Origin of the sequence: Chryseotalea sp. WA131a, assembly GCA_025370075.1 — a bacterium.
In the GTDB taxonomy this organism is placed as follows: Bacteria; Bacteroidota; Bacteroidia; order Cytophagales; family Cyclobacteriaceae; genus ELB16-189.
The window spans coordinates 4112542-4133688 of record CP073016.1 but is presented as its reverse complement, the minus strand read 5'-3'; the positions used below and the strand labels follow the sequence as shown (position 1 = coordinate 4133688).

The window sequence follows — 21147 nt, the reverse complement described above, 5'->3', positions numbered from 1 at the left end:
TCCTTCAATAACCATTAACCATTAATTTTCTTCATAGTAGTATGAATAGTCTATGCCCTTCATGTACATTTCCCTGCTGTTGATGTCTTTGGTTAATGCTTTTTTGATGAGCTTGTAAAGCTCACTACTGTCAACCGTGCTTATGATCATTGCATTCATATAGTTTTTTTTGCTGATCTGGCTCCAGTCAACGCATTGTTTCAATTGTTTCTTTAAAATAAGGTCTAACCAAATACGTGTGCTTCGTCCATTACCTTCCATAAAAGGGTGTGCTTTGTTCATTTCCGCATATTTAAAAACGATCGCTTTCAATGTATTTTCAGGTAATGCATCTATTTGCCTCAACACAGTGGGCAAGTGTTGAGCATAGACAAAGCGATAGCCACCTTTTGAAATGCTCTTTGTTCTGATTTGTCCTGCAAAATCATACAGGCCTCCAAACAGATAGGCATGTATTTGTTGTAGGCCCTTGGTTGTTCCTGTTTCAATATTTTCTAAAAAAGAACTTTCGAACAAGGCATAGGCTTTCGATTTACTTTTACCATCAATGGTTTCATCGCTATAGGTAAACCATTCGATAAACCGGTTGGCTTTGGTGCCCGGAAAAGTTTTGCCCAAAGCAATAATGCCGTTATAGTCAAGCATATCGGCTAAGCGCTTTTTGCCGTCTGGTGCAAGAAATTTCAACTGGGTAGTGGCACTAACCACTTGGCTGCCCTCTTTCTTCAACTTGGCTTTTAAGTACTTCCAGTAGTTACGGGTTTTAGTGTAATCGTCTTGGTTGGTAAGCACCGCTACTATATCCAATACAGAAAACCACCATTTGCTGTTCGCTTCGTCCCAAATGGCGCGTACTTCTCTATCATCAAAAAAACGTATAGAAATTTTAGACATTGGCTGGTTTAAACGTTAGCAACAAATCTCTATAATACTCATATTGCTTTTTCCTCAACTCAATTTCTTTTGGCAGACCTTCACTTATTGAAGTAGTGAGTATGTCGAATTTATCGAGGATAGTTACAATACGTTCTTGTTCTTTGAGGGATTTTTGGGTATCCTTTGAATATGGTATTGGGATTTTCGTTTTCTTTAAATTATCATTATATAGCCTTTGAATAGTTCCACCTTCGGAAATTTCCCACTTGACTATCTGATAAAAGTAAAATAAGTACTTGTTCAAGACTTTGCATTCATCGTTTTCAATCCAAACTATATTACTATCCTGAAAATATGCATCCTCTCCGTTAAAAATAACTGCTCTTCCAATGGTGCCACTTGCTGAAATCAATACTTCTCCGATTCTAGGATAATTGTATTTTGATTTGTACTCAGTGAATAATTTTTTTGGGATATAAGCATTTGCTTCTTTTCCAAACGTTCCAATTTTATAAAAAGGAATTTCACCAATATCAGATGTTTGTTCTTTAAGAATACGCTTACACATACGTACTTCCCCAACCTCCCCCAACGTCTTCCACTCCACTTCACCCTCTTCAAAACTCAATAACTGCTCCCGATAATAGCCATACTGCTTTTTACGCGCTGTAAGCTCTGTTGTAAGCTCTGTTGTAAGCTCTGTTGTAAGCTCTGTAAACGTATCGAGAATACGAACAATTTCTTTTTGGATTTCGAGAGATTTGTCCATATTATCTGGACATGGAATGGGAACGTGGATTTTCTCAATAACTGGTGCATCTAATGTAGGAATGCCAGCCTTTCTAACTTTAGATTGCAAGAAATGTTGTTGACCTACTAGGAAATAGTAAAGAAATTTATCGTTTAATTTTTCTGAGTGTTCGATACTATAACAACCATCGGAAGACCAAAAGTCAACATCACTATAGCCCACAGTACCAGCTGAAGCTCCAACATTTATTATCATTACGGAATTTGCTGGTCTATTTTTTTGTTCGTAATAACCCAAAGGCTCCAAACCTCCATGAAAAACAGGAAACTTGTTGTCATTTGATAATTGCTCTCTAGTCAATCTTCGTCCGCGAAGTACATTTGTTACTTCTCCTAAAGTCTTCCAATCTATTTGTACACCTTCTAATAATTTCTCCAAATAACTCATGCTTCAATTTCCTTTATTATTGCATCAATGTCAGCACGAAGTGCATTTATCTTCTCAACTGTTTGAGAGACCTCTGCATTTAACATAGTAATATCCACTTGCTCTCTATTGTCTTTTGCTTCTATATAAGAACTAACGGATAGGTTATAATCGTTTTCAGAAATTCGGGTATTATCTACAGAAATGGCGATATGCGGCATATCTTCCTTTTTATCGAAGATGTCCATTATCTTAGCTATATGCTCATCAGTAAGCACGTTGTTGTTGGTTGCTTTTTTAAAGAACTCCTCACCACTGGCATCTATAAACTGGGTTATGTTTTCTGTTTTATGCTTGGAAAGCACCAAAAGCGTAACGGCAATGGAAGTACCAAAAAACAAATTAGGTGCTACGGAAATAACGGTTTCCACAAAATTGTTATCCACCAAATATTTTCTGATTTTCTGTTCTGCACCACCACGGTAAAAAATACCTGGAAAGCAAACAATAGCCGCACGTCCCTTGCTTGAAAGATAACTTAGCGCATGCAATACAAAAGCAAAATCTGCTTTTGATTTAGGAGCCAATACACCAGCAGGAGCAAAACGGTCATCGTTAATCAACGTTGGGTCATCGTCTCCAATCCATTTTATAGAGTAAGGCGGATTTGATACAATGGCATCAAAGGGTTTCTCATCGCCATAGTGTGGGTCAATAAGTGTATTTCCAAGAGCAATACTAAACTTGTCGTAATTGATGTTGTGCAAAAACATGTTCATACGGGCAAGGTTGTAAGTGGTGTGGTTTACTTCCTGCCCATAAAAACCTTCTTCAATAATATGATTGTCGAAATGCTTTTTGGCTTGCAACAATAAAGAGCCTGAACCAGCCGCAGGGTCGTAAATCTTGTTTACCTTGTCTTGCTTGTGCATGGCCAATTGAGCAATGAGTTTTGATACGTGCTGTGGCGTAAAGAACTCCCCTCCCGATTTTCCGGCATTGGCAGCATAATTAGAAATCAAAAACTCGTAGGCATCGCCAAAAAGGTCAATCTGGTTGTCTTCAAAATTGCCGAAATCAAGCTCTTCAACACCTTTTAAAACGGCAGCTAAACGGCTGTTTTTGTTTTCAACTGTATTACCAAGCCGTGTGCTGGTGGGATCAAAATCGGCAAACAAACCTTTTATAGCCTTTTCTGATGGGTAGCCATTAGCGGAGCTTTCAATGGCGTCAAAAATGGTTTTTAAGTCGGTATTAAGATTAGCGTTGGTGTTGGCTGTTTTGGCGATATTAACAAAAAGTTGACTAGGATACATAAAATACCCTTTCGTTTTTATAGCATCGTCTTTTATTTCGGGTGTAATGTCTGTATCGGGGTAGTTTGCATAGTTTACGCTATCATCACCGCCTTCAATGTAATTGGTAAAGTTTTCACTAATAAAGCGATAAAAAAGAGTACCTAATACAAACTGTTTAAAATCCCATCCATCAACTGAGCCACGCACCTCGTTGGCTATTTTCCATATTTTAGCTTGTAGTTCAGCTCGTTGCGTTGTGCTTGTCATTTTTTATCTTTTAGTAAGTCTTTTGGTTTAACTACCAACGGTTTGTGCTATGTCAGTAGCGGGAGTTTGAAACTGCGCGCTGTCCCACAAGCAGAACGAAATTATGAAAACAAAACGTAAAGGTACCACGTCACCCGCTATTGCATAAGCACAGTGTTGTAGCGCGTACCCTTCACTCAATCGTCAATGATATTTTTCTCCCAAGTCCCAGTTCAATTAATTTAAACAAAGTCGATAGTTGAATGTCGCTATGTCCATTCTCAATTCTTGAAATAAAACTCTTCTTTGTCCCCGTTTTATCTGCTAACTCGTCCTGTGTCATGTTAGCAAGTCGTCTTTCTTCTTTAATTATTTCTCCAATTGCAAAGGACTTAGCTTTGATCTCAAAATCTGTCCGTTTTTTAGTCCCAATTTTTCCGTGTCGGCTTTCAATTAATTCATCAAAAGTCGCTACAGTCTTCTTTCTTTTATTTTTTGTTTCCATGTCCATTTGATTTAACTTTTTCGATAAAATATTCAGCCTTAATCTTTAATGCCTTCTCAATCTCTCCGCTTGGTGTCTTCTGTGACTTTTTCTGAAATCCATTAAACATAAGACGTGCTCAATTTTATCCTTAACCTTTTCGGTCTGGTCATTAAAAAAGTCAAGGAAATAGTCCCCGTGAAATATGATTTGTCGGATTTTCTCCACTTCTGCAAAGTTAACTTAAAAGTTAACAAAATCAAATCTTTGTTAGTTCAAATTTGGCGGTTAGTTTGGTCGTCCCAGGGTATGTGCTACAACGTTTGGATACCCGCAACACCATTGCGTCTATTTCTCAAATATAAAAAATAAGCAACAATCGTCTAGAACAAGGGTCATCACCCTGCCCAAAACCCAAACCCGCACTTCACTACACAATTCCTGCAACTCGTTACCCATTGATTGTGGGGGCTGCATCCTTTCAACACCTTTGTGCCGTTAATCACGGAAAATAATGTCTATGGAAAAGAATATGAAACGCTCCCTTCTATTGATTGGGATCATTGTGGCGATAGTAATCGCTATGGTAAGCAAAGGCTATGCGCAAGTAGAAATTTATTCTTCCTCTAGCAAAATCACCACCAACTACCGCACCAGCAATGGCGTCAGCAGCTTTAGCGTGGAGGTGCGCGGTAAAATAGAACTAACCGATGACGACAAAGACATCAAAAGCATGTCGGCCGATGGCTATTTAGAAATCAAGAAAACCGTATTTGGCAGCAGGCGCACCCTCATTATCAAACCGATGGGCAACACACTGAAGCGCGAATACTATGAAGGCCGCGAACAAATACCTTTTGAACCAGAAGGTCGCCAATGGATGCACGAGATCATGCCCGAGATGGTGCGCTCCACCACCATTGGTGCCGAAAGTCGTGTGAATCGGTTTTATAAAAGCGGTGGCGTCAATGCGGTGCTGGATGAAATTGGCAGAATGGAAAGCGATCACGTAAAGGCACACTATGCCAAGATTTTGACTTCCATGAATTTGGCTTCCAAAGATTACGCGTCTGTGGTCTCGCGCGTATCGCAATCCATCGACTCCGATCATTATTTATCAGAATTTTTAAGAAACAATCTTTCAAAATTGTTATCCACCAAAGAATCATCGGATGCGGTTTTCGCGGCCACCAACAAATTAGATTCAGATCATTATAAATCAGAAGTAATCAAAGACGCCTTGCGCAGCCAGTCCGCCTCACCCGATGCGCTGCGGATTGTATTGCAGGCGGCTGGCAAAATGGAAAGTGACCACTACAAAACCGAAGTGCTCACCAGCCTGTTGAAGCAAACTACTATCACCGATGCTACCATTGCCGAATTGCTAGCTTCCGCGAAGTCCATAGATTCCGATCACTATCGCACCATCGTTATCAACCGCGCGTTAGACAAACCCAATTTATCAGCCCTGTCGTATCAAAAAGCGTTGGAATCGATTCAAGGCATTGAAAGCGACCACTACAAAACCGAAGTACTTCGCCACATGATGCGAGGAAAAATTTCTACCGAACAATTGAAAACACTGGTAATGCTGAGCAACAGCATCGACTCCGACCACTATTTAACGGAAGTATTCAAAGAAGTACTAGCCACCCAAGATTTGAACGATGGTGATTTTAAAATCTTGGTCGATCGCGTAGCTACCGTGGACAGTGACCACTATGCCTCCATTATTTTGAAAGCCGCCTTGGAAAGCAAAAACATGAACGATGCCAAGATCGTGAGCGTGCTAACAGCCGCTGGCAAAATTGATTCCGACCACTACATATCAGAAGTATTGCTCGATGCCGCCCAGCAAGTGCGCCTAGGTAGTGCCGAGTTGAAAGAAGCCTATCGCACAGCAGCTAAAAAAATTGACTCCGAGACCTATTATGGTAGAGTGGTGAAGGCAATAGACAGATAAAAGTAGGCAGTAGGCAGTTTCCAGTAGGCAGGATAGAAATTTTCAAAAATTTACTGCCGACTGCATACTGGCAACTTACAACTTTTCCAAAGAAAACTTATTACTTTAGTCCCTCATGAAACAAGCCTTCGGCAATGTATGGAAGCTGGATTCGCGCAAACTTTTGTGGCGAGTGGCAGCTTGCTCACTGCTGGGTGCTGTGTTTTACATTTACTTGCACGTAAGCGCTTCTGGCAAAGTGCCCGCTTTAAAGGAACATTACCAGCGGTATCTGTTAGCCATTCTTTCTACCAATCTCCTGGGTTTTCTGGTTTTGCAGATTGATGGGCTGCTCAACCAATGGCTGAAATGGAAAACGAATTTTCTGTTACGCTTTTTGGTTGGCTTTGTTTTCAATGTTACGCTCGCTGTTTCACTGATGTATGTGGTAGGGCGCTATGCATTGCACACCAGTCAAGAAGAGTTATTAAAATTATGTATCCTATATGCCATCACGGTTTTTATCTATGAAATTTTTTACGGTTGGTTCTATTCCTATCGCCATTATGCCATCACACAAGTGGATGAACTGAAAAGCAACCGCCTGCAATTGGAATTACAGTTCGAGTCGCTGAAAAGCCAAATCAGTCCGCATTATTTGTTCAATTGCCTTAATACCATTTCTTCGCTTTTGTTTAAAGACAGCAAGTTGGCCGAGGAGTTCATCCGCAGAATGGCCGAAACCTTTCGCTATGTAGTGAGCAACCAAAAACAACAATTGGTGCTGCTGCAAGAAGAAATTGATTTTGTGCGGTCGTATTGCTTTTTGCTGCAAGTGCGATTTGAACAACACCTTCATTTGGAAATCAACTTGCCAAAGAGTTTGATGGCTACTAAAATCCCGCCACTGGCATTGCAGATGTTGGTAGAGAATGCCGTAAAACACAATCAAATTTCTAAAGAGAATGCACTGATGGTGTATATCTCCGCCATCGACAATACATACATCAGTGTGACCAATACCAAAACGAAAGCCATCAACCCCGCGCAAAGTTTTAAGGTAGGGTTAGATAACATCAAACAGCGCTACCAATTTTTTACAGAAGAAAAGGTGGCCGTGCGCGATGACGAGAAGTTTACAGTGCTATTGCCTGTGTTAAAATCGGCTAAGCCAAAAACAACGAATGAATAAACTGTTTATCCATAATCCGTTTTTCAGGCTACTCTCCGGAGTGATTGTCGGGGTAATGGTGTATCTGTTGATTCTGTTAGTGAACAATACGTTGGGAAGTGTAGAAACCATTTTCAGCAACGAAGAGTTATATGTATGCATTGCACTCAGCTACCTCTCTTTCGAAGCGATGCGGTTGGTGATTGTGCTGTTGAAGCGATGGAGCAACGTACACGAAAACAAATCTTTTGCGATTGTACAAACCATTGTCACCTTGGTTTCTTCGCTGCTATTGGTCACCCTTGCTATTTCCGCTTACTTCAAATATTTGTTGGGATTTTCCATCGGCAACGGTGAACTGAATTTATTTTTGATCATCTTTTGCTTTGTGGGATTGCTATATAATCTCTTGTACTTTTCGCAATACTATTTGCAGCTAGAAAACAAAGAATTGATTAGCCAAGAAACCAAGTTGCGCGAAAAGTTGGATGCTGATTTCTTTTCATTTCGCAGCGACATCAATCCCGATTTACTGTACGAGAGTTTAGAGAATTTGATTTTGACCATCCATCATGATTCGTATGCAGCGGAAGAGCAAATTGATTACCTGGCGGGCGTGTATCGCTATACGTTAGTGAATAGACATAAAGAGTTAGTGAGTTTTAGCGAAGAATTAAACTCTGCCAAAAACTTATTGGCCTTGCTCAACTTTAAGTACGATGATTGCCTTGCGGTGAAATGCTCCATTCCAAAAGAAAGCCCTATTCATTTGATACCCGGCTCGCTGATGGTGACCATCGATGCGATTGTACGCAATACGTTGATTTCAAAAAAATCGCCACTACTGCTATCGATTTATGAAGAAGACGATTACATTGTGCTGCAACATCAATTAAATGATAAACTAGTGCTGCATACTCAAAGCATGGATTCCTTTTTGCGCTTGCAACGCTCCTATTCATTCTTTAGTGACAACACGTTTGTGCAAGTGAAGGCTGGCAACCAGCATTATATCAAGTTTCCGGCCATCGGTGTTTTACAAAATGCTGAACTGGTATGAGCCTAGCACTAAACGTTTTGATTATTGAAGACGAGGCACCGGCTGCAGAAAAGCTGGAACGGTATCTTTTGAAATACAATCCTGAAATAAAAATTCTCACTCGCTTAGATTCCGTGAGCACGGCCGTTACGTGGCTGGAAGACCATCAAGCTGAAGTGGATTTGATTTTTATGGATGTGCAACTGACCGATGGGAAGAGCTTTGAAATTTTTAAACAAGTGAAGGTGGTGAAGCCGGTGATTTTTATTACCGCTTACAACGAATACGCACTTGATGCCTTTAAAGTGAGCAGCATTGATTATTTATTGAAGCCCATTACGCTCACGGATTTAACAACCAGTTTGCAAAAATTAGAATCGCTGAGCGAGCAATTGCGCTGGAGCGAAAGCAAGAGCAACCAAGTGGTGGAGGTTATGGCAGGAAAAGAAAGGTCCATCAAAACGCGCTTCATGGTAAAGTTGGGCGACCATATCCGCTCGGTGACCACCGACCAAATCAGTCTGTTTTATGCCGATGGCCGAGATGTGTACCTGATTACCAACCAACTGAAAAAATTCATTATTGACTACACGCTAGAAAACTTAGAAGAAGTTTTGGATACGAAAATGTTTTATCGACTCAATCGATCGTACATTATCAACATCAATTCCATACAAGATGTGGTGGTGTATTCCAACAGCCGTTTAAAGATTACGCCTACCATTAAATGGGAACAAGAAATAATTGTGAGCCGCGAGAAAGTGAGCGAATTTAAAGAGTGGTTTGATGGAGACCATGGGTGAATACCACATTAATTAGTGACATTGAAAAGTTAGAAATACAAAAAGCGCAATCGTGTACACGATTGCGCTTTTTTCATTGTTGTTGATTATAATGGCATTACAAATAAAGATAGGATTTTGTAGATTTGAGAGTTGAGTTAATATAATAGTTAGCAGAGATTTTAACGAAACCCTACAATTGACAAGAAATATGAATAAATTACTCTTTATTACTTTGACACTTTTAACTCTAAATTGTTATTCCCAAGACAACATTAAAATAGAGATGACAGAGAGTTATGAATTGTCTAATATTATTTTAGCATTAACTCAATATGGAAGAACAGACAAATGGGACGTACAGAAAATACCACCATATTATGATGAGGTTTTAAAATATTTTGAGCCAGTAAAAAATCACCCACTTTTAGACAGTGTTAATTATTCACGACCTAAATGGGAGAAATTTCTTGGTTTCAGAACAGATATGTATGCTTTTTCATTCGACCAAAATGGAAAATTAAAAAGAGATTATCCATTTAATTCTTTCGGACCTATTGAAGTGGACAAAAACATTGACTTGATTAACGACTTTGTATTAAAATCAAACTATAGACAATTTTATAAAAGCCACAAAGAATTTTATGACAAAATTGTTTCCAATTACAAGGAGTATTATTTTGTGACCAAGTCAAAACAGTTTCTTGATAAAGTTGCAGAAAAGCCCATTAGTGAAAGTAAAAAAAGATATGTAGTTGCAGTTTCTCCATTAGTTGGTGGACAAAATTGCCATAGAGATACCGATAGCTCTACTACGGTTGATTTTCCAAATATTAGCAAGGACTTGATTTTAGGTAATTTGGAAACAGACTATAATACGAGAATAGTTGAAAATCATTCCCTTTTTACTGAAATGGACCACGGTTATATAAATCCAATTTCCGACAAATATGAAAAACTAATTACTTCAAATTTTAATCTTACTAATTGGGACAAAGAATCAGGTTATCCAGGAATTAATAGTTTTAATGAATATATGACTTGGGCTGTTTACGACTTATTTATAAAAGAGAATTTTCCAAAAGTTGCAGACTCAATTGCTTTACAATGGCAATATCAAAATGCTTCTCGTGGTTTTATTGCACAAAACTTATTTGCAAAAAAGGTATCGGAACTTTACTTTAAACAAAAAAGGAATAGACGAATTGAAAATGTTTATAAACCATTATTAAATTGGTGCAAGAAAGTAGAAAACAAAATAATTCAGCCAACATTATTAAATATTGACACAAAGAATTTTGTAAAGGCAGATATTTCAAATTTAGTAATTGAGTTTTCCGAAGAAATGAATACCCAAAATCCATTTCAAATTCAAATCGTTGAATTTAAAAGTGGTAATCAAACAGGAAAAGAGAAATTAATTGAAGTTAAAAATGCTGTTTGGACAAATAATGGTAAAAAATTGACTTTGAAATTTGACACAGATTTTGAGGAATTCGCAATAATTTTCAATTGGTGGGGAATGGACAAACCTCTATTATCAGAAAACGGAATATTGCTAAAACCTCAAAGTTATATATTAGCGAAAAAATAAAAACCTCTGCTAACAAGGGTTTTGCGTCAGGCGGGCTGAAGTGCAAAACCGAGCATTTGTAGATATAAAAAACTTTTGTACATTAGCCAAGCATTTGTGCGTTTTATCCCGCCCGAACGCAAAGCCCCGAAACGTTGGCGGTAAGTACTTAAACAATGTATAATCACTAATTGATAATGAGAAGAATTAGCTTAATCCAAAATAATTATAGAGTGGACCTGAAAAAAAATATTATATCCAAGTTTATTTCAATTCTCAATGTTGATTTTTGCTGTCCTGAATTCCTCATGCAATTTGACATTAAGTAATCTTATGATAAAATCTGATAAGCAAAAACTAGATATTGAATTTGAAGTTATGGGAATTCCTTTAGTTGAAAATAAATCGCCAAAGGATGGGTACATAATGAATTTAGTTGAATATGTTAATTAGTTTACAAAAATATGCGATAGCCTAAAAGTTAATAGTACGCTTACAATTGCAAAAGATTCTACCTCCGCAAAAGTTTTTCTGAGCATAGATGAGTTTGAGACAGCTAATAGTTTAATGCAGAGCATTAAAGGGAAGGGCTGCACCGATATTGAATGTCAATTTTATCAAAAGCAAAACAATTATTCAATCATGGTAAATACCAATAGCTTGGACACACAAATAAAACATGAAACTAAATAAAATAGTGACTGTATGGATGATACCGGTGTTAGCACAGATTGTTGTCGCCTGTTGTGATTGTATTGACCCCGTTTTGAAGAATTATTCAAACCTCTCTATGACAGTTGACAACCTAGACAATGGCGGAGAAAAACCAATTGTTACAAATTCAGCGACAGTGCCTAAAAATGCTTATGGTATAAAGGTCAATTTTCACCGAGAAATTGTTGCCTGCAACAAAAAAACATCACCGACATTTTTTCAATCAGCTTACGCATTTAGTTGTGACTGCCCACCGCCATTAGAAATTATGGCCAAAGATAGTATAGTTACTTTTAAAGTATTTTCGGTTTACGACTTTGATTCAAATCACCCAGCATACTCCGACATATCCGAGTTCTTCAAGATTTTCAATTACAACTCATATAGTACAATCAATGACTATCTGAATTCCAAAAAGAATATTGGATATTATTATGGAAATTCAGCTTGGACTTTATATGACGAAAGCGAATTAGAATTTGAAATGACATTACTACTGATGACCACACCAAAAATAAACATGAACAATAAATTCAGGGTTCAAATCACATTATCAGATGGAAGAATTTTTGAACAAGAGACAACAGAAATTGATTTTATTTAAATGAAAACAAAATTTATTGCTTTAATATTTTTCGTATTCAGCGATTCCTATCTTTTTGGTCAAGAAACATCAGATTGGGGTTATGATTCCAAATGGCAAGTGAGACCGTCTATTGGTCTAAACGTTCCATTGACAAAACTATTTAATAGTACCGCTACGGATAATTTGATTGATTATCATGACGGAACAACTTACTATTTACAAGTATTCGCTGTTTCATGGTTTTTCCACAAACATTGGGGAGTAGAATTCAATTACCAAGGAAGTTCTTCAAACAGAATAGCAGGGCAAAAGCGAGGCAAAAGATTTTCGGAGAGAATACAGAATGAGTATCAAGACGGATATTTCGTTACTCCTTCTTCAGGTGCTTTTTATGGAGACGAAAATATTATCTCTGGAAATGTTGAAAGAGGACTGATTGGAATAATTTACAGAAAGGAACTTGATAGATTTTTTATTCATCCCAAATTCGCTATTGGTGTTACTTCATTCTATACTGATTGGGGTAACGCTACCTTAAAAGAAAAAAATTCTAACACATTGTTACAAGTAAATTATTCTACAGGTGAACGACCAAACGACCACTTTACGACAGCGGCTTCGTTAATAATGGGGTATAAATTGTCAAAAAGAGTATTTTGGAATTTCGAAATAATGACTTCCTATTATAATACGAATTTTACATTTACAAAGGAAATAATTGACTTAACCACAGGAGTGAGTACAATTACTGAATATAGTAAGTATAAAAAAGACATTTTTACGCTGAGTTTAGGGACAGGATTGATTATAGTACTAAAATAATCTGCGCCCAAACAAAATGTTTCTGTAATGGAGCGGTGAGTTGTAAGCTATAAGTTTTTATCTTCGTATCAGGTTTGGGTCCGGGGACAGGATGCGGCTTGGGAAGCGCGCTACTGCAGAAGCACAAACGTTGTGGGCAAGGCCTGGTGACGATTTAACGACTCGTTGAAAATTGCTAAATTGGGACATGATTCAAAGAGTTTATATCGACACATCTGTTATTCGAGGATATTTTGACGAAGAATTCGAGTTTTACACAAAACTTTTCTTTGAGAAGGTAGAGCAAGGAAAGTTTAAAGTCATTTTGTCGGACATTTTAACCACGGAGCTGCAAGGCGCTCCGGACAATGTTGTTGCCTTTTTCAAGTCGATTCCCAAAAAACAAATCGAATATGTTGACCAGACCGAAGATTCTATCCAATTAGGTGAGGAATATCTAAATGAAGGTGTAGTTGGAAAAACAAGCCGAACTGACTGTAGACACATTGCCCTCGCGACTTTAGTAAACGCTGACATTCTAGTCAGTTGGAATTTCAAACACATTGTTAACATCACAAGAATCAGAGGCTACAACTCTGTAAATATTAAGAACGGACATAGAATTTTAGAAATAAGAACACCACGTGAAATTTTAGAGTTATGAAAACCGAGACAAAAACAAAAAAGACATTTGACGCTGTTGAATTTATGAGGCAGAGAAGAGAAGAGATTTCTAAGGACATTGAAGGAATGACTCCGAAAGAAGAGATCGACTACTTCAAAAGGAAAGCTGCCGAATTTAACAAGCGGGACAAGTAAGGTCGGCCAGCCCACAACAAAAGCTATTTGCAATGGTGGGGTGACGTGTAAGCTATAAGTGTTATCTTCGTTCAACGTTTGCCCACGCGGACAGTGGCGGCTTCGAAAGCCCACCACTACGCAAACACAAACGTTAGGGGAGATTTCACCGAACCACCGTATAGACAGATAATATGTTTCACTTTGACAAAAACTTCGGGCTATTTGTTGGACAATTGACTGAAAATAAATTTCACAAACATTACGCTTTGCAAATAAGTGTTGCGTCAAAATCAAATTTTACACTTTCTGTAAAAAATCACTCAGACAATATTGGTAAAGCCTTTTTCCTAAACTTAAAAGTTGAACATAAATTAATCTGTAACACTAACCAGTTAACCATTCTCATAAATCCATTAAGTGCAATTGGACACCAATTATACTTAAAATATGGAAAATCAAGTCATTCAACTCTAAACGACTATTTATCAGATGAACTGATTGACGTTCTTAATAAAATTGAGAGACGAGAAATAACATTTGAAAACCTATGTATTTTAACTTCACAAATTCTGACGAAATATAAATGCAATTGTGAATTGGATAATCATTTGCAAGACGACAGAATTATCAAGGCTTTTGAGTTTATAGGCAACAATTTTGAAAAAGTATTGAGTTTAGAAGAAGTTGCAGATTATTGCAGTTTATCTTCAACTCGTTTTTTGCACTTGTTCAAAGAGAAAACAAATCTAAATTTTAGAAGGTATCAACTATGGAACAAGTTAGTAAAGTCATTACCATACCTAACAAAAAACTCAATCGCTGATACGGCATACACATTTGGCTTTTCTGACAGTTCGCACTATACACGAACCTTTATAGAAACATTTGGAGTAACACCGAAATTTTTTCTGCATCGAGAATAGCCAGTTTATACAATTTTAAGTCTGAAATGCTTCGCATTTTTGTATTTTAAGAAACCAATACAAAAGTATGAATAGATTACAGAAAGGAAGGTTTGCCCTATATTTTTTTTTCAAACTCATCGATGAATTATTACAAAAAATATAGTTAGCCAGTTTATACAATTTTAAGCTTGAAATGCTTCGCACTTTTGCATTGTAAATAAATCATTAAAAAAATTAGAAGTATAACAATCATTTTGCTTTTAACTGCACATGTAAAAGAATACTCACAATTAAACTCAAAAAAAATATGAGCAATTATTTAAAGGAAACTCCAATATTAAACTATGCCAACAGTTCAATTCAGTCTTTGGTTAAAAGTAAAAATTGGTTAGCATTGGACACGACTGAGCGAGTAAAGTCAATTTACAACTATGTAAGAGATGACATCAAATTTGGCTATAACTTATCTGACGATATAACAGCAACACAAGTCTTAAAAGACGGTTATGGGCAATGCAATACAAAAGCAACTTTGCTAATGGCACTTTTACGAGCTACTGGAATACCCAACAGAATTCACGGTTTCACTATTGACAAAGCATTGCAAAAAGGTGCGGTTACTGGAATTTGGTATAAACTTTCGCCAAAAAATATCGTGCATAGTTGGGTTGAAATTTATGTAAACGAAAATTGGTACTTTCTTGAAGGTGTTATTCTTGACAAAGAATATTTAACCAAATTGCAAGAAAAGAATAAAGATTGTAAAACAACTTTTTGTGGATATGGTGCCTATACAGACAATTTTGCAAATCCTCCAATTGAATGGAATTTGAACAGTACTTATATTCAAGATAAGGGCATAAATCAAGACTTTGGACTATTCGACACACCAGAGGAATTTTATGCTAAGCACCAGCAGCAACTAGGAGTATTTAAAAAATTTATTTTTCGTAATATTGTAAGACACAAAATGAATAGAAACGTTGAACGAATAAGAAACGGTAGGTAACAAAATGCTTCTTCAATAGCGCGTTGACGTGTAAGCTATAAGTGCTATCTTCGTTCAACGTTTGCCCACGCGGACAGTGGCGGCTTCGAAAGCCTACCACTGCGCAAACACAAACGTTAGGTGCAAGGCAGTAAAACGACTATGAAAAAGATAATGATTAAACGATAACGTTTGACAAAAAACATTAAAGCTTGTATCCTGAGTTCTGACAATTAGTGCAGTAGCAGATTCCATTTTTTCACCCATTTTCCAAGAGAGCTTTCCATCGTATCTTTTGTGGGCGCTTAACGGAGAAATCGCAAACCAAACCGTCATGCAAGGATGGAAAACGGATACGGGTTCCATTTTTATTCCCTAAGGCAGCATGAATCTGTTTCACCAAATCTAGATTAGCATTGGCCAGCCTTGCACCGACAATAAAAATTCTCTCGCGAACTGATGGGTAACTCCAACACATTCGCCCCTATCTACAACTAAAATTTTCTGATGTGGCTCAACAAAAAGGGAGGCCCGTTCTGTTCGGTTGTCAATCCACTCATTGGCTTTTTCACAAGTGAAAAAACTTCTTCGCCATTTTTGCCACTACCAATATGTTTCAAAATCACTGACTTGTGTCCTAGATACTGCACAACCTGCACTGCCACAGGACCCGAAGCGGTACGAACTTTTCTAATGGACAGCATGGCTAAAAATAGCCATTAGTGCGGTAAAATCGGAAAACAAAAAATACAAAGTACAGATATTCAAATAGTTACAAGACAAAATTTCGCTTCTAAGGCCGAGCGTCAGAAGTCAGGAAAAGCCTTCCTGTTCAAGCAAGAAGGCTATGAGATGATTTCAGTGGTGGACTCGCGCGAGTACCCCGTTCAGAATACTTTCATGTCAAAGATACATTCCCTTAGGGCATTTTTAAACAATCACTTAAAAAATGTTTTATGAAAGATCTATCAATGGAAGTAGTCAACCTCAATGCAGCCAGAATTGATATTGGGAGCCGCTCTCATTTTGTAGCTGTTGGTCAGCGCGAGATGGATGTGAAAGAGTTTGGTGTTTACAATGACGACTTATCGTCCCTTGCCAAATGATTATCTGATCACGAGGTAAAGACGGTGGCCATGGAAAGCACAGGCACCTACTGGTAGAAGATGCTTCCACAGCACTGGACTTATTTTTGGAGGTGAGAAAGTAGTTCTGACGATTGCATCAGGATTGACTCAAAAATTCCTTTAATGCAACAACTTCTATTTTTTTTCCTGCTTTGGTAAAGCTATCTTTTAAATTAAGGGTAACTATTTTTCCTGTAGTCATTTTAAAATGCTCCATCGCTGTATATAAACCATTGGTTTCCCTTTCCACATTTTCAGGGGTTAACTCATAGCAAGCCTGTATCAATTCTTTCGGTTTACCCTTTTCAAAAACCACAAAATCACATTCCTTTTTTTCTTGAAAATAATACAACTCTTTGTACTTTCTGCGCAGATGAAGGTAAACGGTGTTTTCTAGCCTTCGCCCATTTTCATCTGAGAACACTATTGAATTTTCGGTGAACAAACCCAAATCGATGGCGTACACTTTTTTAGGATTTCTGATTTGCTTTTTCAACGAATAGCTGAACATCGGCAAAAATTGCACGAGGTAGGCACTTTCTAAATAGTAAAAGTAATCGAGCAAAGCACTTACCGATTTAATGCCAAACAATGTTTTGAGATTGGTAGCCGAAACAGGCTTGCCGATGTTAGACAATAGATAAACGGTCAATTGTTTCAATGACTTTACATCTCGCACGCCATAGCGAATGGCTATATCGCGATAGAGTATATCTTCTAAAAGCTGATTGAGCACAAAGCCATTGCCTGTTTTTAGATATTCTGGAAACCCGCCTCTCTTTAAATATTCAATTACCGATTTGTCAGTGTTCTTTAGCTTCTTTAACCCGAGAAATTCCGTATACGAAAAAGGAAACAACTCGACCGAAAGATGTCGGCCAGTAAGTTTAGTACCCAATTCTGTACTCAACAGGGTGGCGTTCGATCCGGTGATGGCAACTTTGTAGCCTTCATCAAGTTTCTGTCGAACAAACAGCTCCCAGTTTTTCAGCATTTGTATTTCATCAAAAAAAAGCACCTGTGGTTTTCGTTTGGTGATTTCAATGTTTAACCGCTTAAAATCATCGTTCTCAAACCCCGCCAAACGCGAATCTTCAAAATTCAGGTAAAAAGCCCTATCAAACTTTTCGCTTAATAGTTGGAACAACAAGGTACTTTTACCACATCTCCGTACGCCCGTCACGATCAAGGCAAAATTGTTGAGCACTTCTAAGTTGTGCAACAGCTCACGCTCCCAACCTAAATTTTTACGTAAAAAATTTTCAGATTGCGTATCGGCCACTTCGGCTATTTGAGTTTGTAACAGCATATTGTTTGATGCAAATGTATGATATTGTAGTTTACCATCAAACAATATTATAGTTTACTATCAAACGATATATGAAAATGTAAAAAATAAGCAGTTGGTGTATTGCCAACTGCCTACTGTGCATTTGTATTGCTACTTGTATCTTACCGATCGCTTCTTGGCAAATCTCCTCTGATTTGTAACGAGGCCATCAACGATTCGGAAGCATCTTCGTATTTCTTGGCTAAATCTGCTTCACCATTTTGGTAAAGTGTGCGCTGCAGTGCATTTAAAATAAAGATACTCTTGCGTAAATCAGAAATGCCACGACCTTCTTGCATCAAATAGTTGCCCATGGTAATTTCTCGATCGCCTACTGTTTTGGCAATTTCAATGGCCTTGTCCTTCTCACCCACTTGAAATAACAAATCGATTGTTTCGGGCGCGGTGTGGTCATAGCGAATTGCTTTGTCTGGCATTTTGGTTAAGGAGAACATCAACACCTTATCGGCTTTTTCCAATTGATTTTCATCAATCAACGCTTGTGCCAATGAATTCAACGAGCTTCTATGGTTTACTACAAATCCGCGGTAGTCATCGGTGTAATAAATAGAGGGATCATCCAATCCGCGGTAACGGAATTTGTTCATCATGATGTCCATGCTCTTTTCAGTGTTCACCAGATAATCGCGGTCTTTGCGAGGGTTGCGAACAGGCAAAATGCGGTAGGCATTACCTTCTTGCACAGCATACGGACTTAAATCGATGTTGATTTGCGCTAGCGAGGTGTGGTTAAGGTAAATGGGGCGTTCCCAGTTATTGGGTTACCAGTAGAGTCCAACAAGCGCTAAATCACTTTTATAAAGAGCACCTTTCAACAATCGAATTTGCATTTGATCCACTACCAAGCTGTCCATTCCTTTGGGGATAATACCCTTGGCCAAAACAGCTTTTTTGTCAATGTTTAAAGTCAATATACGGCTTGGCACAATGTTGCTTTCGCCTTCTCTCAAAGCTTTATAGTCTTTTGACAACAACTCGATGTATTGCGTTGGCATCAATACTTGGTATTTTAACATCAACATAACGGAGCACATCATTGGGACCACCTTGCTGATATTGCTTTAAGGAAAGTGTGTATTTGAACGGCTCTGATTTATATGCCTTTCGCATGGTTTGATCGATGTACCAATCTGTTTGGTAATAACTCAAAACGACTACGCGCAAATCAGTACGGAACCCTTCTGTTTCTTGCGCATACCACAAGGGGAAGGTATCGTTATCGCCACCGGTAAAAATAATTCCATTAGGGGCGCATGAATCTAAATAATTGGTAGCTGAATCAACCGAGAAGAATCGATCGGAACGATTGTGATCATCCCACCCATCTTTCGCCATCAAGGCGGGTGCTGTTAAACCAATCAAAGTAGCAGCAATTACAGCGCCTTTTCCTTTTTTAAGTATTCCTTGGAAGATTTCTGTTAACCCGATTACTGCGAGACCAATCCACATCGCGAAAGCATAGTAAGAACCTGCATAAATATAATCTCGCTCGCGTGGCTCGGTGGGGGGTGAATTTAAGTACACCACAATCGCCACACCTAACATCACAAACAAAAGCGCTATCACCGAAAAGTTTTTGGTGTCCTTGTTAAGTTGGAAGAACATGCCCAGCAATCCCAACAGAAAAGGGATCATAAAGAAATTATTTCGGCCTTGGTTTTCTGCTAACTGTTCGGGTACGTTTTTGAACCATGAGCGTGGCCCCAACCAATCGGCACCTTGTTCATCGCTTTCGCGGCCTACAAAATTCCACATAAAATAGCGGCCATACATCCAGCCGATTTGATGACTAAACATGTACGCCAAGTTCTGGCCAAAGGTTGGCTTCTGCCCTTCTTGCAAACCCATGATACTTTCGTATGAATCTTTGTTATCGGCATTCCACATGCGCGGGAGAATGGTTTGTTGTGTTGGGTCGTACACATACTCCACCTTGCGGTCGGTGATTTCGTATTTGTCTTTTCCTTTGGTGTAAACCGGTTCTTTTTGTTTGATGTCCACCAATTGAGCAGTGAAGTAAGGGCCATATAACAACGGGCGACTGCCGTATTGCTCGCGTTTTAGGTAACGCACAAAACTCATCACATCTTTGGGTGCGTTTTCGTTGATGAGCGTATCGTAATCGGAACGGATCAAAATGGTAGAATACGAACTGTAGCCGATCAAAATAAAAGTGGTGCCCAATAAAAAGGTATTCCAGACAGGATAATTTTTTTTCTGCGTGTAGTAAATTCCGAAGGCCATAGCCCCGATCAATAATATGGTAAAGATCATCGCGCCTGAGCCAAAGAACATTCCAAACGTATTGACAAAAGAAAGTTCAAAAACTCCTGCAATAGAAGGTAAACCCGGAACAATGAAATCGTTGATGAACAACACAATGGCTACGCTGATCAGGAGGGCTGCCACAATGCCCCAAAAACTCGGTTTGAATTTTTTGAAATAATAAATCAAACCCAACGCAGGCACTGTCACCAAGTTGAGCATGTGCACCCCAATGGAGAGCCCCATCATGTAGGCTACTAATAACAACCAGCGGTTGGCTTTGCTTTCATCTTCAATCACATCCCACTTCAACACGCCCCATACCACAAACGCAGTGAAGAACGAGGACATGGCATACACCTCGGCTTCTACAGCAGAGAACCAAAACGAATCTGAAAATGTGTAAGCCAAAGCACCCACGGCACCGGCACCCATCAACATCCAAATTTGGTTGTCAGTTAAGTCTTTATCAGTAGGGCTGCCAATCATTTTACGGCCGAACAATACGATAGTCCAAAATAAGAATAGAATAGTAAAGGCACTGGCCAATACACTCATAAAGTTGATCCAATAGGCTACTTTGGTTAAATCGCCAAAGGCCAAAAAGGAAAACATTCTGCCCAGCAATAAAAAGAAGGGGGCACCAGGGGGGTGCGGCACCTGCAATTTGTAGGATACCGCTATAAACTCACCGCAATCCCAATAGCTGGCGGTTTCTTCCATGGTAAGCCAATAGGTGATCAGGGCCACCGCAAACATGACCCAGCCCGTGATGTTGTTAACTTTTTGAAACTTCATTCGCTTATTTATAATGGTAAAATGAAGGGGCGAAAATAGGGAAATAAACGCAGTTTTAGATTTTTGGTTAAGAACAAGAAGTCAGTCTTTTCGAAGATTAAAAAGGTTACAAACCTTTGGAAGGTTTAGCAACCGTGAATTAATCGAAAAAATAGTTGCCAAAAGTTGTAATCATACCGAAGCAATGGCTACAAATTGAACGTAAATAGGCATTTGCAAATTA

Annotated in this window: 21 protein-coding genes; 12 read left to right on the top strand and 9 right to left on the bottom strand. The window is 38.5% G+C overall.

Annotated features, from left to right (window positions below; genetic code table 11):
• Positions 1 to 21 precede the first annotated feature (21 nt).
• The 4 genes from KA713_18880 to KA713_18865 form a co-directional block, all read right to left on the bottom strand.
• The gene (locus KA713_18880) at positions 22 to 894 is read right to left on the bottom strand and encodes a Fic family protein (GenBank protein UXE66489.1); all 873 of its coding nucleotides are present in this window, start codon (positions 892 to 894) and stop codon (positions 22 to 24) included.
• Positions 887 to 2074 (bottom strand): restriction endonuclease subunit S, encoded by a 1188-nt coding sequence (locus tag KA713_18875; protein ID UXE66488.1) that lies wholly within the window; start codon positions 2072 to 2074, stop codon positions 887 to 889. The genes KA713_18880 and KA713_18875 overlap by 8 nt, the downstream gene beginning before the upstream one ends.
• Positions 2071 to 3618, bottom strand: coding sequence for a type I restriction-modification system subunit M (locus KA713_18870; GenBank protein UXE66487.1), 1548 nt, complete (start codon positions 3616 to 3618; stop codon positions 2071 to 2073). Before KA713_18870 ends, KA713_18875 begins: the two co-directional genes overlap by 4 nt.
• 172 nt (positions 3619 to 3790) lie before the next feature.
• Complete coding sequence (locus KA713_18865; GenBank protein ID UXE66486.1) at positions 3791 to 4102, bottom strand: helix-turn-helix transcriptional regulator; 312 nt, start codon at positions 4100 to 4102, stop codon at positions 3791 to 3793.
• Between the two features lie 499 nt (positions 4103 to 4601).
• On the opposite strand from KA713_18865, the gene KA713_18860 reads away from it, so the two are divergent.
• From KA713_18860 to KA713_18810, 11 genes are all read left to right on the top strand, one after another.
• Positions 4602 to 6044, top strand: coding sequence for a hypothetical protein (locus KA713_18860; GenBank protein ID UXE66485.1), 1443 nt, complete (start codon positions 4602 to 4604; stop codon positions 6042 to 6044).
• Between the two features lie 115 nt (positions 6045 to 6159).
• Positions 6160 to 7215, top strand: coding sequence for a histidine kinase (locus KA713_18855; protein ID UXE66484.1), 1056 nt, complete (start codon positions 6160 to 6162; stop codon positions 7213 to 7215).
• The gene (locus tag KA713_18850; GenBank protein UXE66483.1) at positions 7208 to 8254 is read left to right on the top strand and encodes a histidine kinase; all 1047 of its coding nucleotides are present in this window, start codon (positions 7208 to 7210) and stop codon (positions 8252 to 8254) included. The genes KA713_18855 and KA713_18850 overlap by 8 nt, the downstream gene beginning before the upstream one ends.
• Positions 8251 to 9036 carry a response regulator transcription factor gene (locus tag KA713_18845; protein ID UXE66482.1) on the top strand — a complete coding sequence of 262 codons (786 nt, stop codon included), beginning with the start codon at positions 8251 to 8253 and terminating at the stop codon, positions 9034 to 9036. The genes KA713_18850 and KA713_18845 overlap by 4 nt, the downstream gene beginning before the upstream one ends.
• Before the next feature lie 190 nt (positions 9037 to 9226).
• Complete coding sequence (locus tag KA713_18840) at positions 9227 to 10609, top strand: DUF4932 domain-containing protein (GenBank protein ID UXE66481.1); 1383 nt, start codon at positions 9227 to 9229, stop codon at positions 10607 to 10609.
• A 658-nt stretch (positions 10610 to 11267) separates the two neighbouring features.
• Positions 11268 to 11906 (top strand): DUF5034 domain-containing protein, encoded by a 639-nt coding sequence (locus KA713_18835; GenBank protein ID UXE66480.1) that lies wholly within the window; start codon positions 11268 to 11270, stop codon positions 11904 to 11906.
• Positions 11907 to 12710, top strand: a complete 804-nt coding sequence (locus tag KA713_18830) for a hypothetical protein (protein UXE66479.1) — start codon at positions 11907 to 11909, stop codon at positions 12708 to 12710.
• 187 nt (positions 12711 to 12897) lie between these two features.
• Complete coding sequence (locus KA713_18825) at positions 12898 to 13353, top strand: hypothetical protein (protein UXE66478.1); 456 nt, start codon at positions 12898 to 12900, stop codon at positions 13351 to 13353.
• A complete protein-coding gene (locus KA713_18820; GenBank protein UXE66477.1) occupies positions 13350 to 13508 on the top strand; it encodes a hypothetical protein in 159 nt (52 codons plus the stop codon). Before KA713_18825 ends, KA713_18820 begins: the two co-directional genes overlap by 4 nt.
• A gap of 173 nt (positions 13509 to 13681) precedes the next feature.
• A complete protein-coding gene (locus KA713_18815; GenBank protein ID UXE66476.1) occupies positions 13682 to 14413 on the top strand; it encodes a helix-turn-helix transcriptional regulator in 732 nt (243 codons plus the stop codon).
• A 289-nt stretch (positions 14414 to 14702) separates the two neighbouring features.
• Entirely contained in the window at positions 14703 to 15404 is a 702-nt protein-coding gene (locus KA713_18810; GenBank protein ID UXE66475.1) for a transglutaminase domain-containing protein, read from the top strand.
• A gap of 473 nt (positions 15405 to 15877) precedes the next feature.
• Here the strand turns inward: KA713_18810 and KA713_18805 are convergent, their stop codons facing one another.
• Entirely contained in the window at positions 15878 to 16087 is a 210-nt protein-coding gene (locus KA713_18805; GenBank protein UXE66474.1) for a hypothetical protein, read from the bottom strand.
• 252 nt (positions 16088 to 16339) lie between these two features.
• Here KA713_18805 and KA713_18800 point away from each other — a divergent pair, with 252 nt between their 5' ends.
• Complete coding sequence (locus tag KA713_18800; GenBank protein UXE66473.1) at positions 16340 to 16489, top strand: hypothetical protein; 150 nt, start codon at positions 16340 to 16342, stop codon at positions 16487 to 16489.
• Positions 16490 to 16607: 118 nt separating this feature from the next.
• Here KA713_18800 and KA713_18795 read toward each other — a convergent pair whose 3' ends face one another.
• From KA713_18795 to KA713_18780, 4 genes are all read right to left on the bottom strand, one after another.
• Positions 16608 to 17819: an ATP-binding protein gene (locus tag KA713_18795; protein ID UXE66472.1), complete on the bottom strand. Its 1212-nt coding sequence runs from the start codon at positions 17817 to 17819 to the stop codon at positions 16608 to 16610.
• A gap of 143 nt (positions 17820 to 17962) precedes the next feature.
• The gene (locus tag KA713_18790) at positions 17963 to 18544 is read right to left on the bottom strand and encodes a hypothetical protein (protein ID UXE66471.1); all 582 of its coding nucleotides are present in this window, start codon (positions 18542 to 18544) and stop codon (positions 17963 to 17965) included.
• A 78-nt stretch (positions 18545 to 18622) separates the two neighbouring features.
• Complete coding sequence (locus KA713_18785; protein ID UXE66470.1) at positions 18623 to 18811, bottom strand: hypothetical protein; 189 nt, start codon at positions 18809 to 18811, stop codon at positions 18623 to 18625.
• A gap of 4 nt (positions 18812 to 18815) precedes the next feature.
• The gene (locus tag KA713_18780; GenBank protein UXE66469.1) at positions 18816 to 20924 is read right to left on the bottom strand and encodes a DUF2723 domain-containing protein; all 2109 of its coding nucleotides are present in this window, start codon (positions 20922 to 20924) and stop codon (positions 18816 to 18818) included.
• Positions 20925 to 21147 lie beyond the last annotated feature (223 nt).